The 19,665-nt window shown below is 52.7% G+C and carries 14 protein-coding genes and 1 pseudogene; 4 read left to right on the forward strand and 11 right to left on the reverse strand.

Annotated elements, in window-relative coordinates; genetic code table 11:
• Positions 1-4: 4 nt before the first annotated feature.
• From hypF to PVA48_RS02460, 3 genes and pseudogenes are all read right to left on the reverse strand, one after another.
• Positions 5-2,331: pseudogene (hypF, locus tag PVA48_RS02450) on the reverse strand (carbamoyltransferase HypF).
• Positions 2,312-2,758: a hydrogenase nickel incorporation protein HypB gene (gene hypB, locus PVA48_RS02455; RefSeq protein ID WP_423232187.1), complete on the reverse strand. Its 447-nt coding sequence runs from the start codon at positions 2,756-2,758 to the stop codon at positions 2,312-2,314. Before hypB ends, hypF begins: the two are co-directional and overlap by 20 nt.
• A gap of 17 nt (positions 2,759-2,775) precedes the next feature.
• Entirely contained in the window at positions 2,776-2,994 is a 219-nt protein-coding gene (locus PVA48_RS02460) for a hypothetical protein (RefSeq protein ID WP_423232188.1), read from the reverse strand.
• A 292-nt stretch (positions 2,995-3,286) separates the two neighbouring features.
• Here PVA48_RS02460 and PVA48_RS02465 point away from each other — a divergent pair, with 292 nt between their 5' ends.
• The 3 genes from PVA48_RS02465 (at position 3,287) to aspS (ending at position 7,050) form a co-directional block, all read left to right on the forward strand.
• On the forward strand, positions 3,287-3,706 hold the full coding sequence (locus tag PVA48_RS02465; RefSeq protein ID WP_102729183.1) for a pyridoxamine 5'-phosphate oxidase family protein: 420 nt from the start codon (positions 3,287-3,289) through the stop codon (positions 3,704-3,706).
• 353 nt (positions 3,707-4,059) lie between these two features.
• Complete coding sequence (locus tag PVA48_RS02470) at positions 4,060-5,223, forward strand: histidine--tRNA ligase (RefSeq protein ID WP_423232189.1); 1,164 nt, start codon at positions 4,060-4,062, stop codon at positions 5,221-5,223.
• A 33-nt stretch (positions 5,224-5,256) separates the two neighbouring features.
• Positions 5,257-7,050 (forward strand): aspartate--tRNA ligase, encoded by a 1,794-nt coding sequence (gene aspS, locus PVA48_RS02475; protein ID WP_102720981.1) that lies wholly within the window; start codon positions 5,257-5,259, stop codon positions 7,048-7,050.
• Between the two features lie 110 nt (positions 7,051-7,160).
• Here the strand turns inward: aspS and PVA48_RS02480 are convergent, their stop codons facing one another.
• The 8 genes from PVA48_RS02480 to PVA48_RS02515 all read right to left on the reverse strand — a co-directional run bounded on the left by PVA48_RS02480 (position 7,161) and on the right by PVA48_RS02515 (position 19,403).
• Complete coding sequence (locus tag PVA48_RS02480; RefSeq protein ID WP_022396253.1) at positions 7,161-7,931, reverse strand: hypothetical protein; 771 nt, start codon at positions 7,929-7,931, stop codon at positions 7,161-7,163.
• An 8-nt stretch (positions 7,932-7,939) separates the two neighbouring features.
• Positions 7,940-8,506 (reverse strand): SufE family protein, encoded by a 567-nt coding sequence (locus PVA48_RS02485; RefSeq protein WP_102729181.1) that lies wholly within the window; start codon positions 8,504-8,506, stop codon positions 7,940-7,942.
• Between the two features lie 2,292 nt (positions 8,507-10,798).
• A complete protein-coding gene (locus tag PVA48_RS02490) occupies positions 10,799-11,347 on the reverse strand; it encodes a hypothetical protein (protein ID WP_146021215.1) in 549 nt (182 codons plus the stop codon).
• A gap of 6 nt (positions 11,348-11,353) precedes the next feature.
• Entirely contained in the window at positions 11,354-15,610 is a 4,257-nt protein-coding gene (locus PVA48_RS02495) for an RHS repeat-associated core domain-containing protein (protein ID WP_423232190.1), read from the reverse strand.
• Positions 15,496-16,947 carry a hypothetical protein gene (locus PVA48_RS02500; protein ID WP_423232191.1) on the reverse strand — a complete coding sequence of 484 codons (1,452 nt, stop codon included), beginning with the start codon at positions 16,945-16,947 and terminating at the stop codon, positions 15,496-15,498. Before PVA48_RS02500 ends, PVA48_RS02495 begins: the two co-directional genes overlap by 115 nt.
• Before the next feature lie 95 nt (positions 16,948-17,042).
• Complete coding sequence (locus PVA48_RS02505; RefSeq protein WP_102729178.1) at positions 17,043-17,828, reverse strand: hypothetical protein; 786 nt, start codon at positions 17,826-17,828, stop codon at positions 17,043-17,045.
• Positions 17,829-18,405: 577 nt separating this feature from the next.
• Positions 18,406-18,957, reverse strand: a complete 552-nt coding sequence (locus tag PVA48_RS02510; RefSeq protein ID WP_022396259.1) for a hypothetical protein — start codon at positions 18,955-18,957, stop codon at positions 18,406-18,408.
• A 221-nt stretch (positions 18,958-19,178) separates the two neighbouring features.
• Positions 19,179-19,403: a hypothetical protein gene (locus PVA48_RS02515; RefSeq protein WP_423232548.1), complete on the reverse strand. Its 225-nt coding sequence runs from the start codon at positions 19,401-19,403 to the stop codon at positions 19,179-19,181.
• Between the two features lie 45 nt (positions 19,404-19,448).
• Here PVA48_RS02515 and PVA48_RS02520 point away from each other — a divergent pair, with 45 nt between their 5' ends.
• On the forward strand, positions 19,449-19,661 hold the full coding sequence (locus tag PVA48_RS02520) for a hypothetical protein (protein WP_180975284.1): 213 nt from the start codon (positions 19,449-19,451) through the stop codon (positions 19,659-19,661).
• Positions 19,662-19,665 lie beyond the last annotated feature (4 nt).

Genomic DNA, 19,665 nt, shown 5'->3' on the forward strand with positions numbered 1-19,665 from the left:
ATTATTATCCTTTCCATTGGCGCACGACTGCCGCAGCCTGCCCCAGGGAAATTCCCCCGTCATTGCACGGCACCCGCTGCGGCAGGGACAACTGGCACCTTCTAGACTGTGCCATTCCCGCCAGGCCTTCAAGCAAAAAGGCATTCTGAAAACATCCGCCGCCCAGCACCAGCCTGTCCAATGAGAAACGCTCCGCCACGTCAAAAGCCAGGTTCACCAGGCTCTCATGAAACTTCCGGGCGATGCAGCCGCGGGAAACGCCTCTCAGCAGGTCATCGTCCACGGCTTTCAGCATCGGGCGCCAATCCAGTTCCAGCAGGCCGCCCTCCTCATGCATGACCCATTCATACGGTTCCCCCGGCATTTCTTCCCCGGAAACCGCCGCAGCCCATGACTCCAGCATCATGGCGGCATGCCCTTCGCATCCCGCCACGCCGTCAAAGCCGCACCAGAAAGCCATGGCGTCAAACAGGCGCCCCATGGATGAAGTGGCGGGAGCTTGAATATTACGGGCCATCATCGCCTCCAGGGCTTCCCGCTTCTGCAAGGTCATTCCACCCTGCAGACGTTGTTCAAGCCCATCCGTGCGCCACGGCGCCATCTGCCGCGCCAGGGAACAGGCGCACCGGGCAGGTTCCCGGACCGCTTCATCCCCCCGGGCAGCAAAAACGGCCTGAGCCGCGCCACTCTGCGGGGAGCGCCTTCCTCCTCCATCACAAAAAACTCTCCGCCCCATACCGTCCCGTCCGTGCCGAATCCCGTGCCGTCCCAGGCCGCGCCCAGGGCGGGCAACGGCGTCTCATTCTCCACGGCACAGGCCAGAACATGGGCCTGATGATGCTGCACCGGAACGACTTCCACATTCCATGCCCGCGCCAGACGCCTGCCCAGGGTAAACGACGGGCCGTCCGGATGGGCGTCCACGGCAATCACCTGCGGCACAGCACCCAGCGTGCGCCCCAGCGTCTCCACCGTCCGTTCAAACGCGTTCAGGGAAGCCGCGCTGTCAAGATCGCCCAGATGCTGGCTCATGACGGCCACGCCGTTCTTCAGCCAGCAAACGGTATTCTTCAACCCGGAGCCCAGCGCAAGAACGTCGGGAAGCTCTGCAGACGTGCGCCACACGGGCCGCGGAGCATACCCGCGGGCACGGCGCACCATCATGGCCCTTCCGTCCATGACGCGGACCACGGAATCATCCACGGGCCGCACGACCGGACGGTCATGCACAAAAAACACATCCGCCACATGGCCCAGTTTCTGCAAGCCTTCCTCCACGGAAATGCACAGGGGCTCCCCGCTCAGATTGCCGCTGGTCACCACCAGGGGCTTTCTCCATACATCCATCAGCAGGGCATGAAGGGGGGAGGACGGAAGCATCACCCCCACAAAACGGCTGAACATGCACACGGAAGGAGCCAGGTCCACATCCTTCCTTCCGGGAGCCAGTACGATGGGGGCCGCCGGAGAAGCCAGCAGGCGCTTCTCCTCCTCCGACAAACGGCACAGCTTCCCCGCCGCGTCCACATCCGGCACCATCACGGCAAAGGGCTTGGCATCCCGCTCCTTCAGCCTGCGGAGACGCCTGACGGCGGCTTCCGAAGAAGCGTCCGCCAGCAGTTGAAAGCCGCCCACGCCCAGCAGAGCCACGATCAGGCCGTCCGCCAGCACCCACGCCACCTGTTCCGCGGGAGTGTCAAACCCGTGGCCGAACCCCAGTTCGGAACCATCTGAAAACAGCACCTTCATGGAAGGGCCGCACGACGGGCAGCCTATGGGCTGGGCATGGAAACGCCTGTCCTCCACATCCCGGTACTCCCTCAGGCACTCCGGGCACATCTGGAACTTCTTCATGCTGGTGCCCGCACGGTCATACGGCATCTCCTCAATAATGGAATAGCGGGGGCCGCAGTGCGTGCAATTGGTAAACGGGTAATGATACCGTCGGGAGGCGGGGTCGCGCATCTCCTTCAGGCACTCCGGACACGGGGCCAGGTCCGGCAGCATCATCGGAACGCCGCCGGGAGTAGAATCGCTTTCCACAATGCGGAACTCTTCAAACCCGGCAGGCTCGCACACGGTCTGCTCCACGCCATACACGCGGGCGTGCTCCGGCAAAGTATCCATCAGCGCGGCAAAAAAACGTTCCGGAGCGCCGGGCTTCCCCTCCACATGGATTTCCACGCCGGACTCCGTATTGCGCACGAACCCCTTCAATCCGTGCCGCACAGCCAAACGGTACACATGGGGACGGAAACCGACCCCCTGGACGATGCCGGCTATCTCAAACTTCAACGCCGCAGCGGCCTGTTCAATGGTGGTGATGGCCATGGTGCTGGATCCTGCCTTCCCGGACGCGGCGCGCGCGTTCCACAATCTCGTCGCACCACGCGTCCATTCCCTCTCCGGTCTTGGAGGACAACTCAATCACGTGCGCATGATGGGCTACCTTGTTCAGGGCGGCCAGGGCGGCGTCCCGGTCAAAATCCACGGCATCCGCCAGATCGGACTTGGTCACCAGGGCCACATCCGCGGAATGGAACATGGGAGGATACTTCAACGGCTTGTCCTCCCCTTCCGTCACGGAAAGCAACACCACGCGCATGCCTTCCCCCAGATCATAGGAAGCCGGGCAAACCAGATTGCCCACGTTCTCAATAATCAGAACGTCAAGATCGTTCAGAGGCATCTTCTTCATGGCTTCTGCAATCATGCGGGCGTCCAGATGACACATGGTGCCCGTCGTAATCTGCACCACGGGAATATCCGCACGGCTCAGGCGTTCCGCATCATTATCCGTCGCCAGATCCCCACGATCACCCCCATGCGCACACGGCCGCGGAGCATCTCCGCCGTCTTCTGCAGCAGAGAGGTCTTGCCGGACCCGGGGGAAGAAAAAACATTGATAACCAGAAGATTCTTTGCTGCGAAAAAACCTCTGTTGCGCTCTGCCAGCCGGTCATTGGCGTCCAACACAGGAACATGGACATCCATGCCGTGGCCGTGACTTTCATGGGTGTGCTCACCTCCGCATCCGCATTCTTTACACATAATCAATACTGATATTAGATTCCAAAAAAGAGAAAAAATCTCATTTATCCTACGTCATATCCTGGAGACGGCAAGGTCAAACTCCCCTTGAACCTCATTTCAGGCCCGGACATCCCGGGGCAGAATACGCTATCAAACAATTCCCGGAAAAACCGTTTAAAGAAACAGTCCGAATAAATAAGACAAGTTTACAATGCGGCTCTTCTGGCCTACCATCCCAATCAGGAAAACAGCAATGAAAAACGCGGAAGCAACAGTGGGAAATCTCATTGACCATCAGAAAGTGGCATTCATCAGCTCTATTGATGAACAGGGCTATCCGAATACGAAAGCCATGCTGCCGCCCCGGAAAAGGGAAGGCATCAAGGTCTTCTACTTCACCACCAACACCTCCTCCATGCGTGCAAGGCAATATCAAGACAACCCGAAAGCCTGCATTTACTTTTGTGACCGGAGATTCTTCAGAGGCGTCATGCTTCTCGGCTCCATGGAAGTGCTGGAGGACAGCATCTATAAGGAAATGATTTGGAGGGAGGGTGACACCATGTACTACCCGGAGGGAGTGACCGACCCGGATTATTGCGTCTTGCGGTTTACCGCCACGCAGGGCAGATTCTACAGCAACTTCAACTCTGAAAACTTTAATATCATATAAAGCTTTCCACGCCACATGGCCCAACCTCCTATAAAGGATTCCGGGGATGGAGGCAGAACGCCGTCCTCCCGGAAAGGTTCTCCGCTGGAAGAGAGAAAAATAAAAACAATCATGGACGTTGAGGAGGCATATTCCGATAAACGGCCTTCCGTTGAAATTCCTTCATCGTAAGCATGTGGACTTGCCAAGGCATGGGAATTCTGTAAACTGTTTCGTCCTCAGACAACATCCTTTTTCCCAGGTTATGCCAGACGCTCGCTTTCAACCACTTCCCGGATTCCGTGATTTTGCACCGGCGGACTGCGCCGTGCGCAACTATCTCTTTAACGCATGGAAGAGGGTGGCGCACCGCTATGGATTCCTGGAATGGGAAGGCCCGACCGTGGAAGCCACGGAGCTTTACCTTAAAAAGAGCGGGCGAACTGCCCACCCAGCTCTTCCGCTTTACGGACCAGGGAGACAGGGACATCACCATCCGTCCGGAACTCACCGCCTCCCTGGGCCGCATCGCCGCCGCCTACCAGCGGGAATACACCAAGCCGCTCAAGTGGTTTGAAATCGGCTCCTGCTTCCGTTACGAAAAACCGCAGAAAGGACGCCTGCGCGAATTCTACCAATTCAATGCGGACATTCTTGGGGAAGGCTCCGCGTGGGCGGACTCTGAACTGATTGCCCTGGCCATCGACTGCATGAGGGAGCTGGGCTTTACGCAGAACGACTTCATCGTACGCGTCTCCGACCGCGAAGCCTGGATCAGGTTTGCCGCGGAACACGGCGTGCAGGAACAGGACATTCCCGCCTTTCTGGGCATTGTGGACAAATTTGAACGCGACCGTCCGGAAGAATGCCAGCGCAAGCTGGACTCCTTCCACATCAGCCGCGGCGACCTGGTGGCCTTCATTGAGAACCCGCCCGCCGGAGCCTCCGAACGCTATGACATCCTGCTGAAAGACCTGGAAGCCCGCGGACTGGACGGCTACGTCAGGCTGGACCTCTCCGTGGTGCGCGGCCTGGCCTACTACACCGGGCTGGTCTTTGAAATCTTTGACACGCAGCGCAGCCTGCGCGCCGTGGCTGGCGGTGGCCGCTACGATACGCTGGTAGGCGCCCTCTCCAACAATGCGGTGGACATGCCGGCCACCGGGTTTGCCATGGGGGATGCCGTCATCACCCACCTCATTGACCAGACCCCCCATGCCAAGGCGCTGAAGGATGCGGCGCTGGCCGCCGCGGGATGCGACGTCTTCATGGTGCAGGCCTCCGAAAACCGCCGCGCGGAAATGCTCTCCATCGCCTCCGCCCTCCGGGACCAGGGGTACAGCGTGGACCTTCCCCTCACACTCACCAAAATCAACGGCCAGCTCCAGAAAGCCGTCAAATCCGGCGCGCGCGCGGCCCTGATTGTGGGAGACGAATTCCCTGCCCTGGAACTGCGCGACCTGCATGCGCGCTCCTCCTCCACTGTCGCCATGGAGAACCTGTTTGACGCCCTGGCCTCCCTGACCGGCCGTGATTGATACGTTCCTTCCTCCCTTCCATTTTCAACAAAGATGAACTCATACCGCACTCATACCTGCAGCGAATTGCGCGCTGCGAACATCGGCAAGCCGACCACCCTCATCGGCTGGGTAGATTCCGTCCGTGACCACGGCGGCGTCATATTTATCGACTTGCGCGACCGCTCCGGCATCACGCAGGTAGTCTTTCACCCGGAAGTCAACCAGGACGTGGCGAAGGCCTCCCAGCAGCTCCGCTCCGAAGACATGATCCAGATATCCGGCACCGTGGCTGCGCGCCTGAAAACGGACACGGTGGACACCACCAATGCGGACCTTCCGACCGGGGAAATTGAAGTCTCCGCGGACACCCTGAACGTCATCAACAAGGCGGACGTGCTCCCCTTCCAGCTGGACCGGGCCCTCTCCAATGAAGACCTGCGCCTCAAGTACCGCTTTCTGGACCTGCGCCGCCCGTCCATGGTCCGCAACATGCAGATACGCCACCGCGTGACCAAGACCACGCGCGACTATCTGGATGAACACGGCTTCCTGGAAATTGAAACGCCCATCCTTTCCAAATCCACGCCTGAAGGCGCGCGCGACTTCCTGGTCCCCTCCCGCCTGGCACCCGGCAAATTCTATGCCCTCCCCCAGGCCCCGCAACAGTACAAGCAATTGCTCATGGTAGCCGGCATGGAACGCTACTTTCAGATCGCCCGCTGCTTCCGTGACGAAGACCTGCGTGCGGACCGCCAGCTGGAATTCACCCAGGTGGACATTGAAGCCTCCTTCATCACGCCTGAAGACATCTACAACCTGGTGGAAGGCCTGCTCAAGCGCGTGTACAAGGAATCCCTGGACGTGGACATTCCCACCCCCTTCCCCCGCATGACGTGGAGGGAGGCCATGGACCAGTACGGCTCCGACAAGCCGGAACGCCGCTTCGGCATGAAGCTGACGGACGTCTCCTCCATCTTTGAAAACAGCGGGTTCAAGGTATTCTCCTCCGCCGTAAGCAATGGAGGCGTGGTCAAGGCCATCAACGCCAAGGGGTTCGGCTCCGCCTCCGTCGGACAAATCGACGCCCTGACGAAAACCGCCGTGGAAGCCGGAGCCAAGGGCCTGGCCTACATCAAGGTGCGCGAGGAAGACTGGAGAAGCCCCATCTCCAAATTCCTTTCCGACGAAGAAAAGCAAAAACTCACGGAAGCCCTCAACATTGAAACCGGAGACCTCGTTCTCTTTGCGGCCGGTCCGTGGGAACCCTCCTGCGATATCCTGGGCCGTGTGCGTCTGCAATGCGCCGAATTCATGGAACTGCTTAAGGACAACACGGAACGCGACTTCCTGTGGGTCATCGAATTCCCGCTGGTGGGCTGGGATGAGGAAGAACAGCGCTGGGTGGCCATCCATCACCCCTTCACCCGCCCCGTCAAGGAAGACGAGGAAAAACTGCTCAAGGGAGAACTCTCCTCAGACCTGCGCGCCCAGGCTTACGACGTGGTGCTCAACGGGACGGAACTGGGCGGCGGCTCCATCCGAATCCATGAACGCGACTTGCAATCCGCCATGTTCAAGGCGCTCGGCGTCACGGAGGAACAGGCCCGCGAACAATTCGGCCACATCCTGGACGCCTTCAGCTTCGGCGCTCCGCCCCACGGCGGCCTTGCGCTGGGCCTGGACCGCCTGGTCATGATGATCTGCAACGCGGAATCTATCCGTGAAGTCATCGCGTTCCCGAAAAACAATCGCGGAGCGGACCTGATGAGCGACTCCCCCGCCGCTGCGGAAGAGCGGCAATTGCGCGACATTCACATCCAGGTGAAACTGCCCGCTAAAAAATAACCGGAATCTTTAAACACAAACCCCCGGATGGAAAAACTTCCATCCGGGGCTTTCATTCAAAGAGCTTCCTGCATCCGGAACCACGCCAACGGCAAGACAGAAATCCCTTCCTATAAACCGTGCCCGGCGCCCGTCAGACGCCGCCGGATATCCGCCATCTGCCGTAAATTCTTCATGACGGGCAAACGGTGACGCTTGTCCAGCGGCTGCGGAGGAGGATTGCCCGTCGTCACCATGGTGAAACGCTGGTAACCCTTCACCTCCGGATAACGTCCCCAGTAATACGCCGTCCACCCGCTGTCCGGCGCGTCCGGACCAAAGGGAGCATAAACCATGTGCCGTTCCTCTCCAGGATATAAATTAAAAGCGCTGGTGCCTATCACAATATCTTCCGGCGCGTCCGGCAGCAGCTCCAGCCTGCGAACATACTCCCGGATTTTTACGGCCGCATACGCCTTCAAGGCATACAGGCAGCCGTAAACACGCTGTTCCACGGAACCGCTGCCCCAGAACACCATCTCCCTCCGGTCGGCAAAACGCAGCAAATCATCTCCCGACACCATCACCGTATCCGCATCTATCTTCACCAGGGTATCCCCTTCATCGTCCATGCTCCGGAGCATCTCCCCCAGCATCCCTTCAATACAGGCCTTCCCCCTCAAATTGCCGCCTCTTTCCCAAAAGGACACGCGCCATTCCGCCCCCAGTTCCTCCGCCTGCGCCTTCACCTCATCCGGGCAAGGATGGCGCCCGTCGTCAATCACGACCAAATGGGCTCCGGGGAGGGCATGCCGGACACACAGCAGATTCTCCCCGACCAGGGCGGCGTCTCCCGAATAAACGAACAAATGAACGTGAATGCTTGCTTTCTTTTTCATCATCAATAACTCTATCGCTGGAACTCTTTTTCCTGTTTGCGATCATCATGACAGGAACTGCCGGACATCTCCATCTGCCGCAACGGGCCTTGTTCAACAGGCTCCAAGGAAAGCTCCGGCAGGGAAGAAGGAGAGCCAGACACTGCGGCCTCCTTCCGCGCCTCCTGCTTCAACCGCAGCACGCCCAACTTGATTCTGGAGGCCATATTGCCCAGGGCATTCGCCCGGGAAGGAATCAGCCAGCCGCCAAGAACACCCTGATGAAGGAAATCCGTCTCTGCGGCCAGCACTTCTCCCGGCCTCAGTCCGGAAAACAGACGCACCCACAGAGCCATCAAACCTCGGCTGATGAGGGAATCGCTATCGGCATCAATCCGCACCAGACCGCCTGCAAGCTCCAGCCGCAGCCATACCCGGTACTGGCATCCCCGCAGGAGGCAGGCTTCCGTTTTCCATTCCTCCGCAAAGGGCGGCAACTGTTCCCCCTGGCGCATTAAAAAACCGTACAGAGCCCCCTCCCCGGACAGGGCGGCCAGCTCCTGCAGTAGAACCTGCCGCCGTTCTTCAAAACAATCCATATGTTCTTATTCGTTATATATTAAAAGCAATTCCGACCGTTCAGAAAACCCTCTTGAAAATTGACTTAACCGGAACGGTCCGGCTCCCTAGCCCTTCAATACACACTCGTCCCGCGCTGCCATCATGGAACCAGACCCGATTTCAATATTCAAAATCCGGCAGGGATGCTGGCGCTGTTCCGAGGCGCAATGCTGTAATCCCTGAATCAAAACCCTCAGGTCACCCGCCCGGTCATCTATTCTCCATCCGGAAATAAGCAAACGAAGACACTGCACTGCCTCATCTCCATTCGTTTGAAACCAGATGACCATCGTTTCATCCGTGGCGACGCGGCAGCCCCTTCCGGTGAGCCTGAACATTCCGGAATCTCCGATGCAGTCCATGCTGTCCCACACAACCTCCTTAATACCGCATTCGGCGGAATTCCTGACGGCAATCTTTCCACCGGGAAACCATCCCATATGGAACAATAAGCACCGCATCAGGTAGGCGCGCCTTAACGCACAATCCTCCTGATGGGTGCCAAGACCGAGCGACTTCCTGGCGCCGCAGAACTTGCTCCCCGGTCAATGGTTAGTCTGACCTTATAACTTCCGGATGTATTCTTCCGCAATTCGATTGATCTATAGATGGACATGCAAATATTCATACAATATCCAAAAACTATATATATAAAATCAAACGGGCCTAGAATAAAAATGTTAGAAAACAGCGCAACTTCATCAAAAAAAGCAATATTAGAAAACTATGCAATAAAGAAAAAAAGCAAAATATTCCATATCTGGAACGCTTCTGGCGTTCATGAAGAATCCTGCGCAGCAGACCTTTCCTCCCCTCCCGGCATTTAAAAAACCGGCAATCCTTTATAGACAGTCTCAAGAAGCTTTCTAAGGAAGCTTCCACTTGGCCCCTCCCTATAGTCAATCGGAGAAGGCAGGTCAAGCTGCTTTTTCTATTCGCGGCCACTTTCACCCAAAGTAAAAAAACATTCTTTCCTAACAAGCAGAAAGAACCTCAAACCATTTTAAAAACAGACAGCGAAAGCCTCTTCGCTTTTCAAGAACCAAACAGGCTTTCCGTGAATAGTCCTCAATCTTCACACACGATTCGCTCCCCGGAAGAAACGCTTCAAATATCGGACCCATGCCAGCGAAACCAATCCTTCCATGAAGTCCATATATACCATCCCATGCACAAGACCACAGGCAATAGGACAAAAACAGCTCTCCTCAAAAGGCAGCACCATTTAAAAAGGGAATCGATACTCATCTCCCTCTCTTCCAATAGCATTGATAGTCTATCCTGACACAATGGCCAATAACCCGTAGCCCCTGGAATAACATTAGGCACCACTTGCCTTTTCTTCCCTGTTCGCGTTGTACCTTGCACCCCAAACCCCGCTTTACCCCCAGTTCAGAAAGCTCCAAAGCTGTCTGCCAAATAAAAATGAATTGGAGGTGTAGGACAGGCAATCCATGCTCGTTCCCATCAACTGAGCTCCCTATGAACAAAAACCGAGGCACATATGTACCTCGGCGTATAATTTACTTTATATTAAAAACTTAGATAAAGATATGATATCGCAATCTCTTTTATCAACAGTAATTTTACTTTTATCCTTATACATATTAAGAACGGCATCTACGACTGCATCAATATATTGCTCCGTTGAATCTGACCTTGCATAATTTTCCCGGCATATTGACCGTTATTTCTTTTCTGAAAATCAACCTTCGAATTTCATATTTTGTATTGTCGATTCATCCGGCCGATAACCAGTTATTCTCTTAAATACGAGAAACTTACTTCAAGAAGAAGAGGAATTTTCTACAAATTTAGAAGGATTTATATTTTCCAATTTCCCTAGCGTGTAGCTACTTTAGTCTATTTGTCTCTCTTGAGGGATCCCATCTGCGTTAGCATTTAAATCCCAAATGATCTACCTAAGTATATTTGTACGTCTTGTCCCATCGCTCCTTTTTATTGCTGTCTAGCACATCTGTACTATCTGCTGAGATACTGATATTACGGATAACTAAAAACATCAAAACCTATAGATGAACTGAAATGAGTGCCAGTAATCAAATAACACAGTAGAATCAATATATTAGTTAATGTAGTATATTAAGCCCAAATTCTCGTTATAGCATTCACAGGAATAGCGAAATTGCATTGCCATAGCTTGGATCATTTCTACATTCAGTGTTACTCTTAGATATTAAAAAAAATGAGGTTGCTTTAATTTGATAAAACAACCTCATTAAATGATGTAAAGTCAATAAAAACTAAAACTAATCCTTCTCAACTTGATTCACTATTTTATCATAAAACCATTTCTGAAAATTTTTACATTCATCCACCGTCATAGTTTTTTTAACAGTATTACCATTGAAAGAATACAAGTTATGTATTATTTTATGATTTTTTGCATCTTCATAAATGCCTAATGGACTTTGCAATATTTCCGGATCAATCAAGCCGGCATCTACTAATCCTTTAAATATTTTATTCATTAAGTCAAATTTCACTAAGCCTTTTCCATCAAATTCATAGATGGAATTTGCTATGACATTAGCAGTTATCTGATCTACAATTTGCCGTAAGAGAATTTCAAGCTCCTTCATATCACCCTTTTCTTTCCTCAATACTGCCATTTCAGCAGATAATGAAATAATATAGGAAAGTCGGTCTATTTGTTCCTGACACATTTGTATATCATCCTGTTCCGGATCACATACAGAATTCTGGGTTGAAAGAAAAATTATACTCCAAACAATATTTGCAACGAAAAGCACCCCTGTTGCACTCCATAAAAAATATTTACTTATATTACATTTCATGCTAGTTTATCTTAACTTTTTACATTTCTCTTCACATTCTTTTAATTTTGACGAAAAAAGTTTATTGAATTCTTCTTGTTTCTTTTCTTCAATTTCCTCTTTTTTTGGTATCTTGTTGATAGATCCCAATCCGTCAGTATATGGATTCCCGTTACCAAAGGTTCTGCTATTAATTGTAAATGAACCTGTCATTGGAGCAATTGCTTCTCCATACAGCGCATTTTTTAACCAACCTTCACACTTGCATTTACACCTACATGTAAATTCTACTTTTACGTTCACCTGTAAAGAAAGCAAAAAGGGTGCCGCCGTAGTGAAAGACATCCCTAAAGCATCTAATCCTTTAACTGCGGTTTTTACAAGTTTAGGACGTTTAGTGTGCTTTTCAATTACTGCTTCAGACACTTTACGTACATATCTTTCGGTTTCCCGTGTTCCAGCAAACTCCTCAGTCACTGTAATATCACTAGGGTCCTGTGTTAAAACGCAACCATCTCCATACCGTTCTTCTCTGGAAGAAAAAGACAGACCTAGATACTCACTAATTAATACAGGATTATTTTTTACAAATCCATATAAATGGACACCACCTTTTTCTCCAATCGGATCTCTGGATATCCAGCGACCATCTTGTGGATTGTAATGGCGGTAATTGTAGTAAATTAAACCTAAGTCTTCGTCATGGTACTCGCAGGAATAAAGGAATGGCATAGACGCGGTCTTAATTCCTTCCGAACTCAAGGTTTCTCCGTAGGGCGTGTATTCAAACTTCGCCTGACGGTTTCCCGAGGAGTCAAACAGAGCGCTTACGCTTTTGAGCAGGTCATGCGCCACATAACGGGTGGTGGCCACGCTCTTGTCCGCATTGTGCGTGCACATCGCCAATACCCGTGTCGACTCCGATTCAGAGGGATCCCAAAACCACGTACCCAGCAAGGGCGGATTGGAGGTATTTTGCGTGCAGTCCATGCTTGCCACCATTAGATATCCCATATACGCGAATCTTGTACGTCTGGTCAAGTTATTTCCATCATATTCCACTTTTTCCACACGTCGACCAAGATAGTCATACACACATTCCACCTTTTTGCTTCCCTGTGTAAAGACCACCGGACGATTGTCCGCATTATACTGGACAGACCATATTCCTGTGGAAGTGTTCACACTCGTTTGATTACCGTCAGAGTCATACACAGGTGCGAAGGCTGTTCCTGAATGTGTCACAGTAGCATACTGGTTCAAACTATTGCTTCGATAGGTACTGGAAATGCCTTGTTCTGCCGCCGTCTGGCGGTTGCCGATATTGTCATAGTCATAGCTGAAGGCTCCTCCCGCGTTCATGGTGTCTTCCGTCAATTCCCCTCGTGCATTGTAGCCATATGTGTGGCGACGGGAAAGAGCAGTTGAACCCACATAGTCTTCCCGTACGGAAGGACGCCGCATACTGTCCCACGTATAGGCGTGCTTGAGCGCAGGAATGGAGGAAGTTCCCTTCACGTAAGTCAGGGACACCGGCAAAGGAAGATTGGCATGAAACACTGTGTTTCTAACCAATCCATTCGGATAGGTCAAACTGTTGAGCCAGCCCGTAGCCGAATCATATCCATACGTAAAGGATGAACCATTAAGCGACATTGCAGAAAGGCGGTCTGCGACATCATATTCCAGAGCGACCTGCTGTACCATTGTTCCATTCAGAGAAAACGTATATCCGGACGAACGATCCAAAGAATCACGCTGGTACTCAAGCAGGCTTGCTACCATGCCAGAAGTTTGTTCGTAGGCAATATCTTCAAGATCCCAATAGTAAAAGGAACGTGTTCCGGATGCATCCTGGACGGAAGATAACCGATCCATCCTATCATAGGAAAATGACACAGACGGAGTTCCATCACTATGCGTTATAGAAGCTATTTTTCCTGATACAGTATCATACTGGTATTCCGTCGTCACTCCGCGGGACTGGATACGAGTTCCCAGACGCCCCCAGTCATCATGGTAATACGAAGTCATGGAACCATCCGCATAAGTCTTATTCACCACAAGTCCACTCACAGGGTCATAAGTCCAGCGTGTGATATCGGAATCCGAGGATGGAATCGCATCCAGAACAGATCCTGATGCACGATAGGTATGCAGAGCCACAATACGGTCCATGGCATCATATTCCCATTTGATGGGCTGGACAGCCGTTCCATACTGCTGCACTAAGCGTCCACGAAAATCATAGGAAAACCATGTCTGCTTGCCATCAGGAGTTACAATACAATTTGCCAGCCCTGTAACCGCATCATAGGAGGTAGTAGTCGTCTCTCCGTCCTGGTCCGTTCGGCTTGTTTCCCTTCCTGTGGCATCGTTGACGATGGTCATGTCTTTACCACGGGCATCGCGGATTGTAAGCATATCTCCGGTCATACTGTAAGTACGCTTGTACTGGGTCATTGTCCCATCTATTTGTATCAGGCGTACGGTATCCCCGTTCAGGATGACTTCTTCCTCTTCCCTGTCACATCCCTTCCGTCCCCTTAGAACACGTATATTACCGTTTTCATTGTAAACTTTTTCCCAAATGGAACGGTATTCCGGTAGCCTCTCCCTCATAACGACTGACTCCAAAGATTGCAGGGCACTGTCCGTTCTGGAGACTAATGTATATGTATATTCGAAGTCAGCATCCAATCCCTCACAAATAGCCTGTACGTAGTCCATACGCCAGACAGCATTTACCGCTGAAGCAGACAATCCGGGAGGAGGAAAAGACAGGCGGGTATAACGGGAAACCACTGAATACCTGTATGGAGAATTATCAGGCCAGTCATTCCAACTCCTCATCCATCCCGTCAGTTCTCCTCTGTTATTATAATGGTACCACAACGGGCATTCATTCTTTTGCTGTTCACATACTATTTGCCCGAATCCGTTATATTCGGCGTTATACTGGTCTACCATCACAGCGCCGTTAGAATGTAAAATTCTCAATATCTTGCCATCTGCATTTTCCAGAATATTTTCTATCATATCTCCGGATGAGGAAAGACGGCGTATATATTTCCAAATCCCGGACCAGTCCGCCTTATATTCATAATAACGCGCCTCCCGTCCTGTGCCGGACTCTTCCACAACCAGGCCGGAAGGAGCTTTCCTGGTCACCAGCGTAGCTCCGGGCGATGTTGTTTCAGTCATTGTCAATCCGTCTTGGGAATAAGAATAAAGGGAGGTTCGCCCCATCTTATCCGTCCGGGAAGTGACTCTTCCCAGTAAATCATATTGGGAAGAAACCGTCGTTTTCCTGTCCCCTATGGAGTGGCTCACTGACAAAATCCTCCCCATCCCATCGTATGTCGTTTCCGTTATACTATCCGGACAATCGGCATTCATATCTACATCATTCCAATTTTCCACAGCCACGGCAGCATCCCTTTCCACACACACCAGACGTTTGGCCCCATCATAGGTATAACGCGTCTGCAGCCCTCTTACATCTGTTTCCCACAACGGTCCCGCACAACTCCATTCCATCATGGAATACAAGCCATTGGCGTAATCTGTCCGGATCAAACGATGTGAAGGATCATAAGACATCCGGCGAAAGTCAATGGAGACAAATCCCGGCGAATATAAATGAACTTGATGGTCTGTAGCAATTTCATCGCCGTTCTCTGCATAATAGCGAATTATCCTGGAGGACTTTTCTGAATCCGCCACATCTATATAGTCATCCTCTGTACATTTCCAAACAGCGCCATAATCACTGCAGGTAGAATATTCGCGACGTGAAATATTTCTGGCCTCTCCATTATTTACTATATCAGGATTATCCACATCTTGCACGTTTTCATATTGATATCTGCATTTCAACCGTCCTGGCGCATACACGCAGTCATGAGCTGTGTACCATTCCTCAACCGTAGTTACCGAATTCAGAACACCCACATTTGTAGAACCCAGATAGGTGCGTGTGGCGGTTTTCGAATAAACCTGTTCTGTCTTATTGTATTCATACTGTGTTTTTTCCAGACATTCGGTCCTCTGAGGAGATACCAGTTCTACAAGCTCCTGAGAAATTCTCCGGTCATTGAACAATTCATCTGCATATGAATAGGAAGTCCTCATAGAAATATCCCCATACCACGGCTCCGTCCGTTGAATCACGTTCCCGTTGGAATCATACTCCATCTCCACCACGGCTCCGTCCGGGCGCGTTTCCCTGATGCGTTTGCCATAATTGGGGAAGAAGGATCGCTGCCGTATCCGTACGTCCATGTTCTTTCCAGCGGGGTTCCATATCCTTCCGTGCGGGAGATAAGGACGTCCCCGTACAAACGGCGCTGGTATACTTCCTTTTCTGCGGAACACAGCACGGCATGCTCGGTTCCGGCCACGCCGCTGTACACATACTTGAATTTTTCCTTCTTGTCCGTATAGTACCCTCCCGCCACCATGGCCTGTCCGTTAATATCCTTGGCAACCAGGTTTTCATGGCCGGGCGCCGGAAGGCATCTGGTGACGATGCTGATGGCGTCATCCCCCTCTCCTTTCACCAGGGTCAGATCGTCCGGGTAAAGGCCCGCGCGCCATTCACTGATAAAACCTCCCGGTTCTTCAATACGGAATGTCTGCAACAGCATCTGGGTCACTTCCGGATTTTCTTCATCCACAGCCCTGGCGACCATCGTCTCCGTATCCGCGAACGACCAGGACAGCTTCCATGTCTTGATCGGAACGGCTCCTTTGCGGATGATATACGTGCCATCGTTGTGCCGCCCCGTCACGTCTGCGGGGGCATACCATCTAATGCTCTGAACATTGCTTAGATCCAGCAAGCCGTCCGTCTTGTTCCACACCTGCTTCAGCATGAACAGGGAAAGGGAGTTGAAAGTTTCCACCGCAGTGCCGGGTTCGTCGTAGGCGTCCTGCCTGACTACCTTAAGTTCCGCGGCCAGTTCAGCAAAGGTGATTTTCACGCCGCGCGGCGTCACGATATGGTCAAATATAGCGGAATTGGGGCGGAAGCGCATGGTCATGCCGCTTTCCTGAACTTCTTCCAGATAGGAAACGCCATCCACCACAACGCGCCGCATCCTGTCCTGGAACATCTGGCTACCGCCAAGAACCTCTGCCCCGGAAACATTTGGAGAGGCAAAGCTGTAATAACGCGGAAATCCTTTTTCCGTCTTCACCACCGCCCGGGAAACGTCTTCCGGTTCTTCCGGGCGGCTGATGGATGCATTGAGGGTTTCAGCCACTTCCAGACGGCGCTGGGAAATGTGCTCGTACTGGAAAGCGGTCCCCCAGCATAACCCGGCATCCATCATGTTCAGGTTCAGCATCAGGCGGCCTCCACTCAATTCCGGCCACTTGGGAAAGCGTCCGAATTCTATGGAGAAGTCCACGCTGTTGTTGTCCGTACTTCCCGTACCGGAGTCGCCCTCGGAACACGGGCACGGGTATTCCGTCTCCGGCCCTATGGGAGTGACAGGGTACCACGTATTGGGCCACGGCATCGGAGACGGTTCATCATTGGAAACGAATGTAACGGGATGGCTGGGCATTCCTCCGGATTGTTCCGGAGTGGATAACTGATTATCAATTTCTTTCATTGTTTTATTGTCGTTGAGGCACCTGCCGGGAATAAGGGAAAACGCCGCCATGGAATTTCCCCGGCCCCATTCCCGGCAGATGCTTTGGGTCAGGTTCAGGCGGCAGGTTGACGGTCCACGGAAACAGGACGGTTACAGATGGCGTTCCGCAGGCATCTCATGACGGAGATACGGGCGCGGCGCGCCACCTTGTCCTGATAACGCCGGCTCATGGATACCATGTCCATGTCCGCCAGGGATTCCGCAGACGGAAAAGTCGTCCAGTTGTAATGCCCCCACAGGGGACCTCCGGTTCCTCGCGTCCATGCTCTGGCGAGGAGTGGGGCCCCATCCGGGAACAGGGCGGTAAACGCCCCCAGGATGACGGCGCCCTCCGGACATTTCATCACGGAGGAGGATTGCTCCAGATGCTGGAGAATGGCCCGAAGCACAGCAGGCTTCAGGGCATAAAGTTCATTGCACAGCAGGCCGGACCGAAGACAGGTTCCGGATAATCCCGCTTCGGAACGGGCAAATTCCCTTAAAAAACCGGCATGGAGAATGAGATTGTCCGGCTTGGTGCGCACCAGCACATCATGTTCATGGCGCACAGCCTGAGCCATCAGAGTCAGAATAGCGGCCGCATGTTCGGAGGACGTATCAGTTTTCTTCAGCACTTTCCATTCCACGGACATGTTCCTCAGCACTTCCCTGACGGTTTGGGGACAGCGTGCCCGGTCATCGTCCAGAATAATGACAGACGCTTCCGGAACGGCACGGCGGATGCCCTGTACAGCTTCCACCAGCAGAGGAGCGTTGTTTGCCTTGCAGGGAATGAAAAAGATGATTCCCGGCTGCTCCACAGGATCAGGCTGCGGAGAATTTGATATGGATTCATTCATACAGATAATCGTTGAGTTGTAATGAAATGATGCGTTGCATCAGTTCCAACCTTCATCATTACCCTGTATGAATGCACGCTGTTTTAACGGGCCTAGGACATTGGTTTCAAATAAATTGAGGCATTTTCACGGTGGCAGGAATGAGTCTGTCTTTTCCTCTCATGCGTTTCTTCCGGCCCTTCCTCCGCGTTGCCCCTCGGCAAGAAAAGAAAATGAATACCCGGCCCCATTTCCACCGATATGGACATTATCACAAGCAGGAGATACCCTCTTCTCCAACCAGCCGTTCAGACTGCCGGAAAAAGTCTGCAACTGCATCCATTCCGTCCACCCCTCCTGTCAAATTATCTCTTTCCTCTCATCCGACGGAAGACTCAATATGCTGAATCCCATAAAAAGACCCTTCTCCGCCCCGTACGTTTCCGCCAGCCAAAGCCTCTTTGCCGCGTGCATGAAGAAGGGCGGTTTGAATGGACATGCAATACCCTTCAAACCGCCCTGCCTGCAGGATTTCCATGACAGAAGAAACAGCCGGTAAACGAACACCGGGTGCCCTGCCTTCAAAGATTTTACCGCCTCATTTACCGGAAACAGAAGGCACCGGGCCTTCCAGTACGGCAGTAGCGCCCCTTGGAGCCGGTGGCGCTACCTCCAGGAACCTCTCCGTCACCGTCTCTTTTCTTTCCTCCGGATGGTCGATCAAAGAGATAACACGGTCCACCGCCTCGCATGCGTTGGGGTGCATTTCCTTCCGCGCCTCCCTCACAGCGCTGCAAGCCGTCCATGTGAATTCCTCCGTATGGGCATCCGCCTGTTTCATCACAGGCGCCAGAATCATGCCCTGATAAATGATCGCTCCAATAATGATCACCAGGCCGACACACCCGCAAGTCAGCGCGCCCCTGGCAGAACCATACGTCCTGTCATCACTCCTCTTTACCGCTACCGCTCCCAGAATAATAGCCAGAATGGCACAGAGAAGGCCGGGGACAATTGCTACCCACCCCAGACATGGAAGAAAGGCGAGCAACGCGAGAATCAATCCTACAATACCCAGAACCAATGCAAGAATGGTTGAAACGGTATCGGGGACGGAACGGCGGGGATCCGAGTAGTTTATTTTGTTCATCTTTCATTTTTTCATTGGATTTCCAGACACGGAAACGCTCTAATGTTAAAGAAAGCGTGTAAAATCTGTCAAGGAACCTCCCTGTTGCCCCTTGACGGCTCTCTCCTGTTCCAACATCCCCGGCTCATGTCAAAACAAAGACCGAACGCTTCTCAATGCGCTAAAAATAAATACCATGATTGCATGGTCAATCATACTGCTTCCCTAGTTGCATGCCTTCTTCAGAACATCGCCAGTATGACAAAAAACGCATGACACATCCATGGCCCTGCACCGGTCAGGAAGTTGTTTTTCCCTTTCCGCCTGCTGTTTTTCATCCCGGAAGACCATTTTTCTTCCCCAAGCCTGCCCTCCTCCGCCAACACCATGCCAGATAAAACACGGCAGCTCCTCCATTGAGCAGCCCTGCCATAAACCAGACCGGAGCGCCCCGGTTCCTCTCCCATGCAGCGCGTATATTTCCGCGGGCCATTTCCACATACCCGCGCGTCATGCCGCACAAAGGACATTCCCGGTGCGGCACGGCCACGGAAGCCGCCAGTGAATTCATCCCGGCAGGACTGACTGCCAGGGCCATGAGGGACGGCGCCAACAACAGTAAGGACAGGATGGCCCATGCAGGCAGCCACACTTTCCTGGTCATCCAGCTATTGCGGCATGAACGCCACGCAGAGCGCATGCAATTCATCGCCGTGCTCCCTTGAAAGC

The sequence above is a fragment of the Akkermansia sp. JRP_AM1 genome, from assembly GCF_049262625.1.
GTDB classification, from domain to species: Bacteria; Verrucomicrobiota; Verrucomicrobiia; order Verrucomicrobiales; family Akkermansiaceae; genus Akkermansia; species Akkermansia massiliensis.

What these genes read in the sequence shown, in the direction of transcription:
- PVA48_RS02460 (WP_423232188.1), bottom strand. Translation starts at nt 2,994, where the DNA reads ATGGATGTCCATGTTCCTGTGTTGGACGCCAATGACCGGCTGGCAGAG.
- PVA48_RS02465 (WP_102729183.1), top strand. Translation starts at nt 3,287, where the DNA reads ATGAAAAACGCGGAAGCAACAGTGGGAAATCTCATTGACCATCAGAAA.
- PVA48_RS02470 (WP_423232189.1), top strand. Translation starts at nt 4,060, where the DNA reads ATGGATTCCTGGAATGGGAAGGCCCGACCGTGGAAGCCACGGAGCTTT.
- aspS (WP_102720981.1), top strand. Translation starts at nt 5,257, where the DNA reads ATGAACTCATACCGCACTCATACCTGCAGCGAATTGCGCGCTGCGAAC.
- PVA48_RS02480 (WP_022396253.1), bottom strand. Translation starts at nt 7,931, where the DNA reads ATGATGAAAAAGAAAGCAAGCATTCACGTTCATTTGTTCGTTTATTCG.
- PVA48_RS02485 (WP_102729181.1), bottom strand. Translation starts at nt 8,506, where the DNA reads ATGGATTGTTTTGAAGAACGGCGGCAGGTTCTACTGCAGGAGCTGGCC.
- PVA48_RS02490 (WP_146021215.1), bottom strand. Translation starts at nt 11,347, where the DNA reads ATGAAATGTAATATAAGTAAATATTTTTTATGGAGTGCAACAGGGGTG.
- PVA48_RS02495 (WP_423232190.1), bottom strand. Translation starts at nt 15,610, where the DNA reads ATGGACGTACGGATACGGCAGCGATCCTTCTTCCCCAATTATGGCAAA.
- PVA48_RS02500 (WP_423232191.1), bottom strand. Translation starts at nt 16,947, where the DNA reads ATGAAAGAAATTGATAATCAGTTATCCACTCCGGAACAATCCGGAGGA.
- PVA48_RS02505 (WP_102729178.1), bottom strand. Translation starts at nt 17,828, where the DNA reads ATGAATGAATCCATATCAAATTCTCCGCAGCCTGATCCTGTGGAGCAG.
- PVA48_RS02510 (WP_022396259.1), bottom strand. Translation starts at nt 18,957, where the DNA reads ATGAACAAAATAAACTACTCGGATCCCCGCCGTTCCGTCCCCGATACC.
- PVA48_RS02515 (WP_423232548.1), bottom strand. Translation starts at nt 19,403, where the DNA reads ATGGGAGAGGAACCGGGGCGCTCCGGTCTGGTTTATGGCAGGGCTGCT.
- PVA48_RS02520 (WP_180975284.1), top strand. Translation starts at nt 19,449, where the DNA reads ATGCCGCACAAAGGACATTCCCGGTGCGGCACGGCCACGGAAGCCGCC.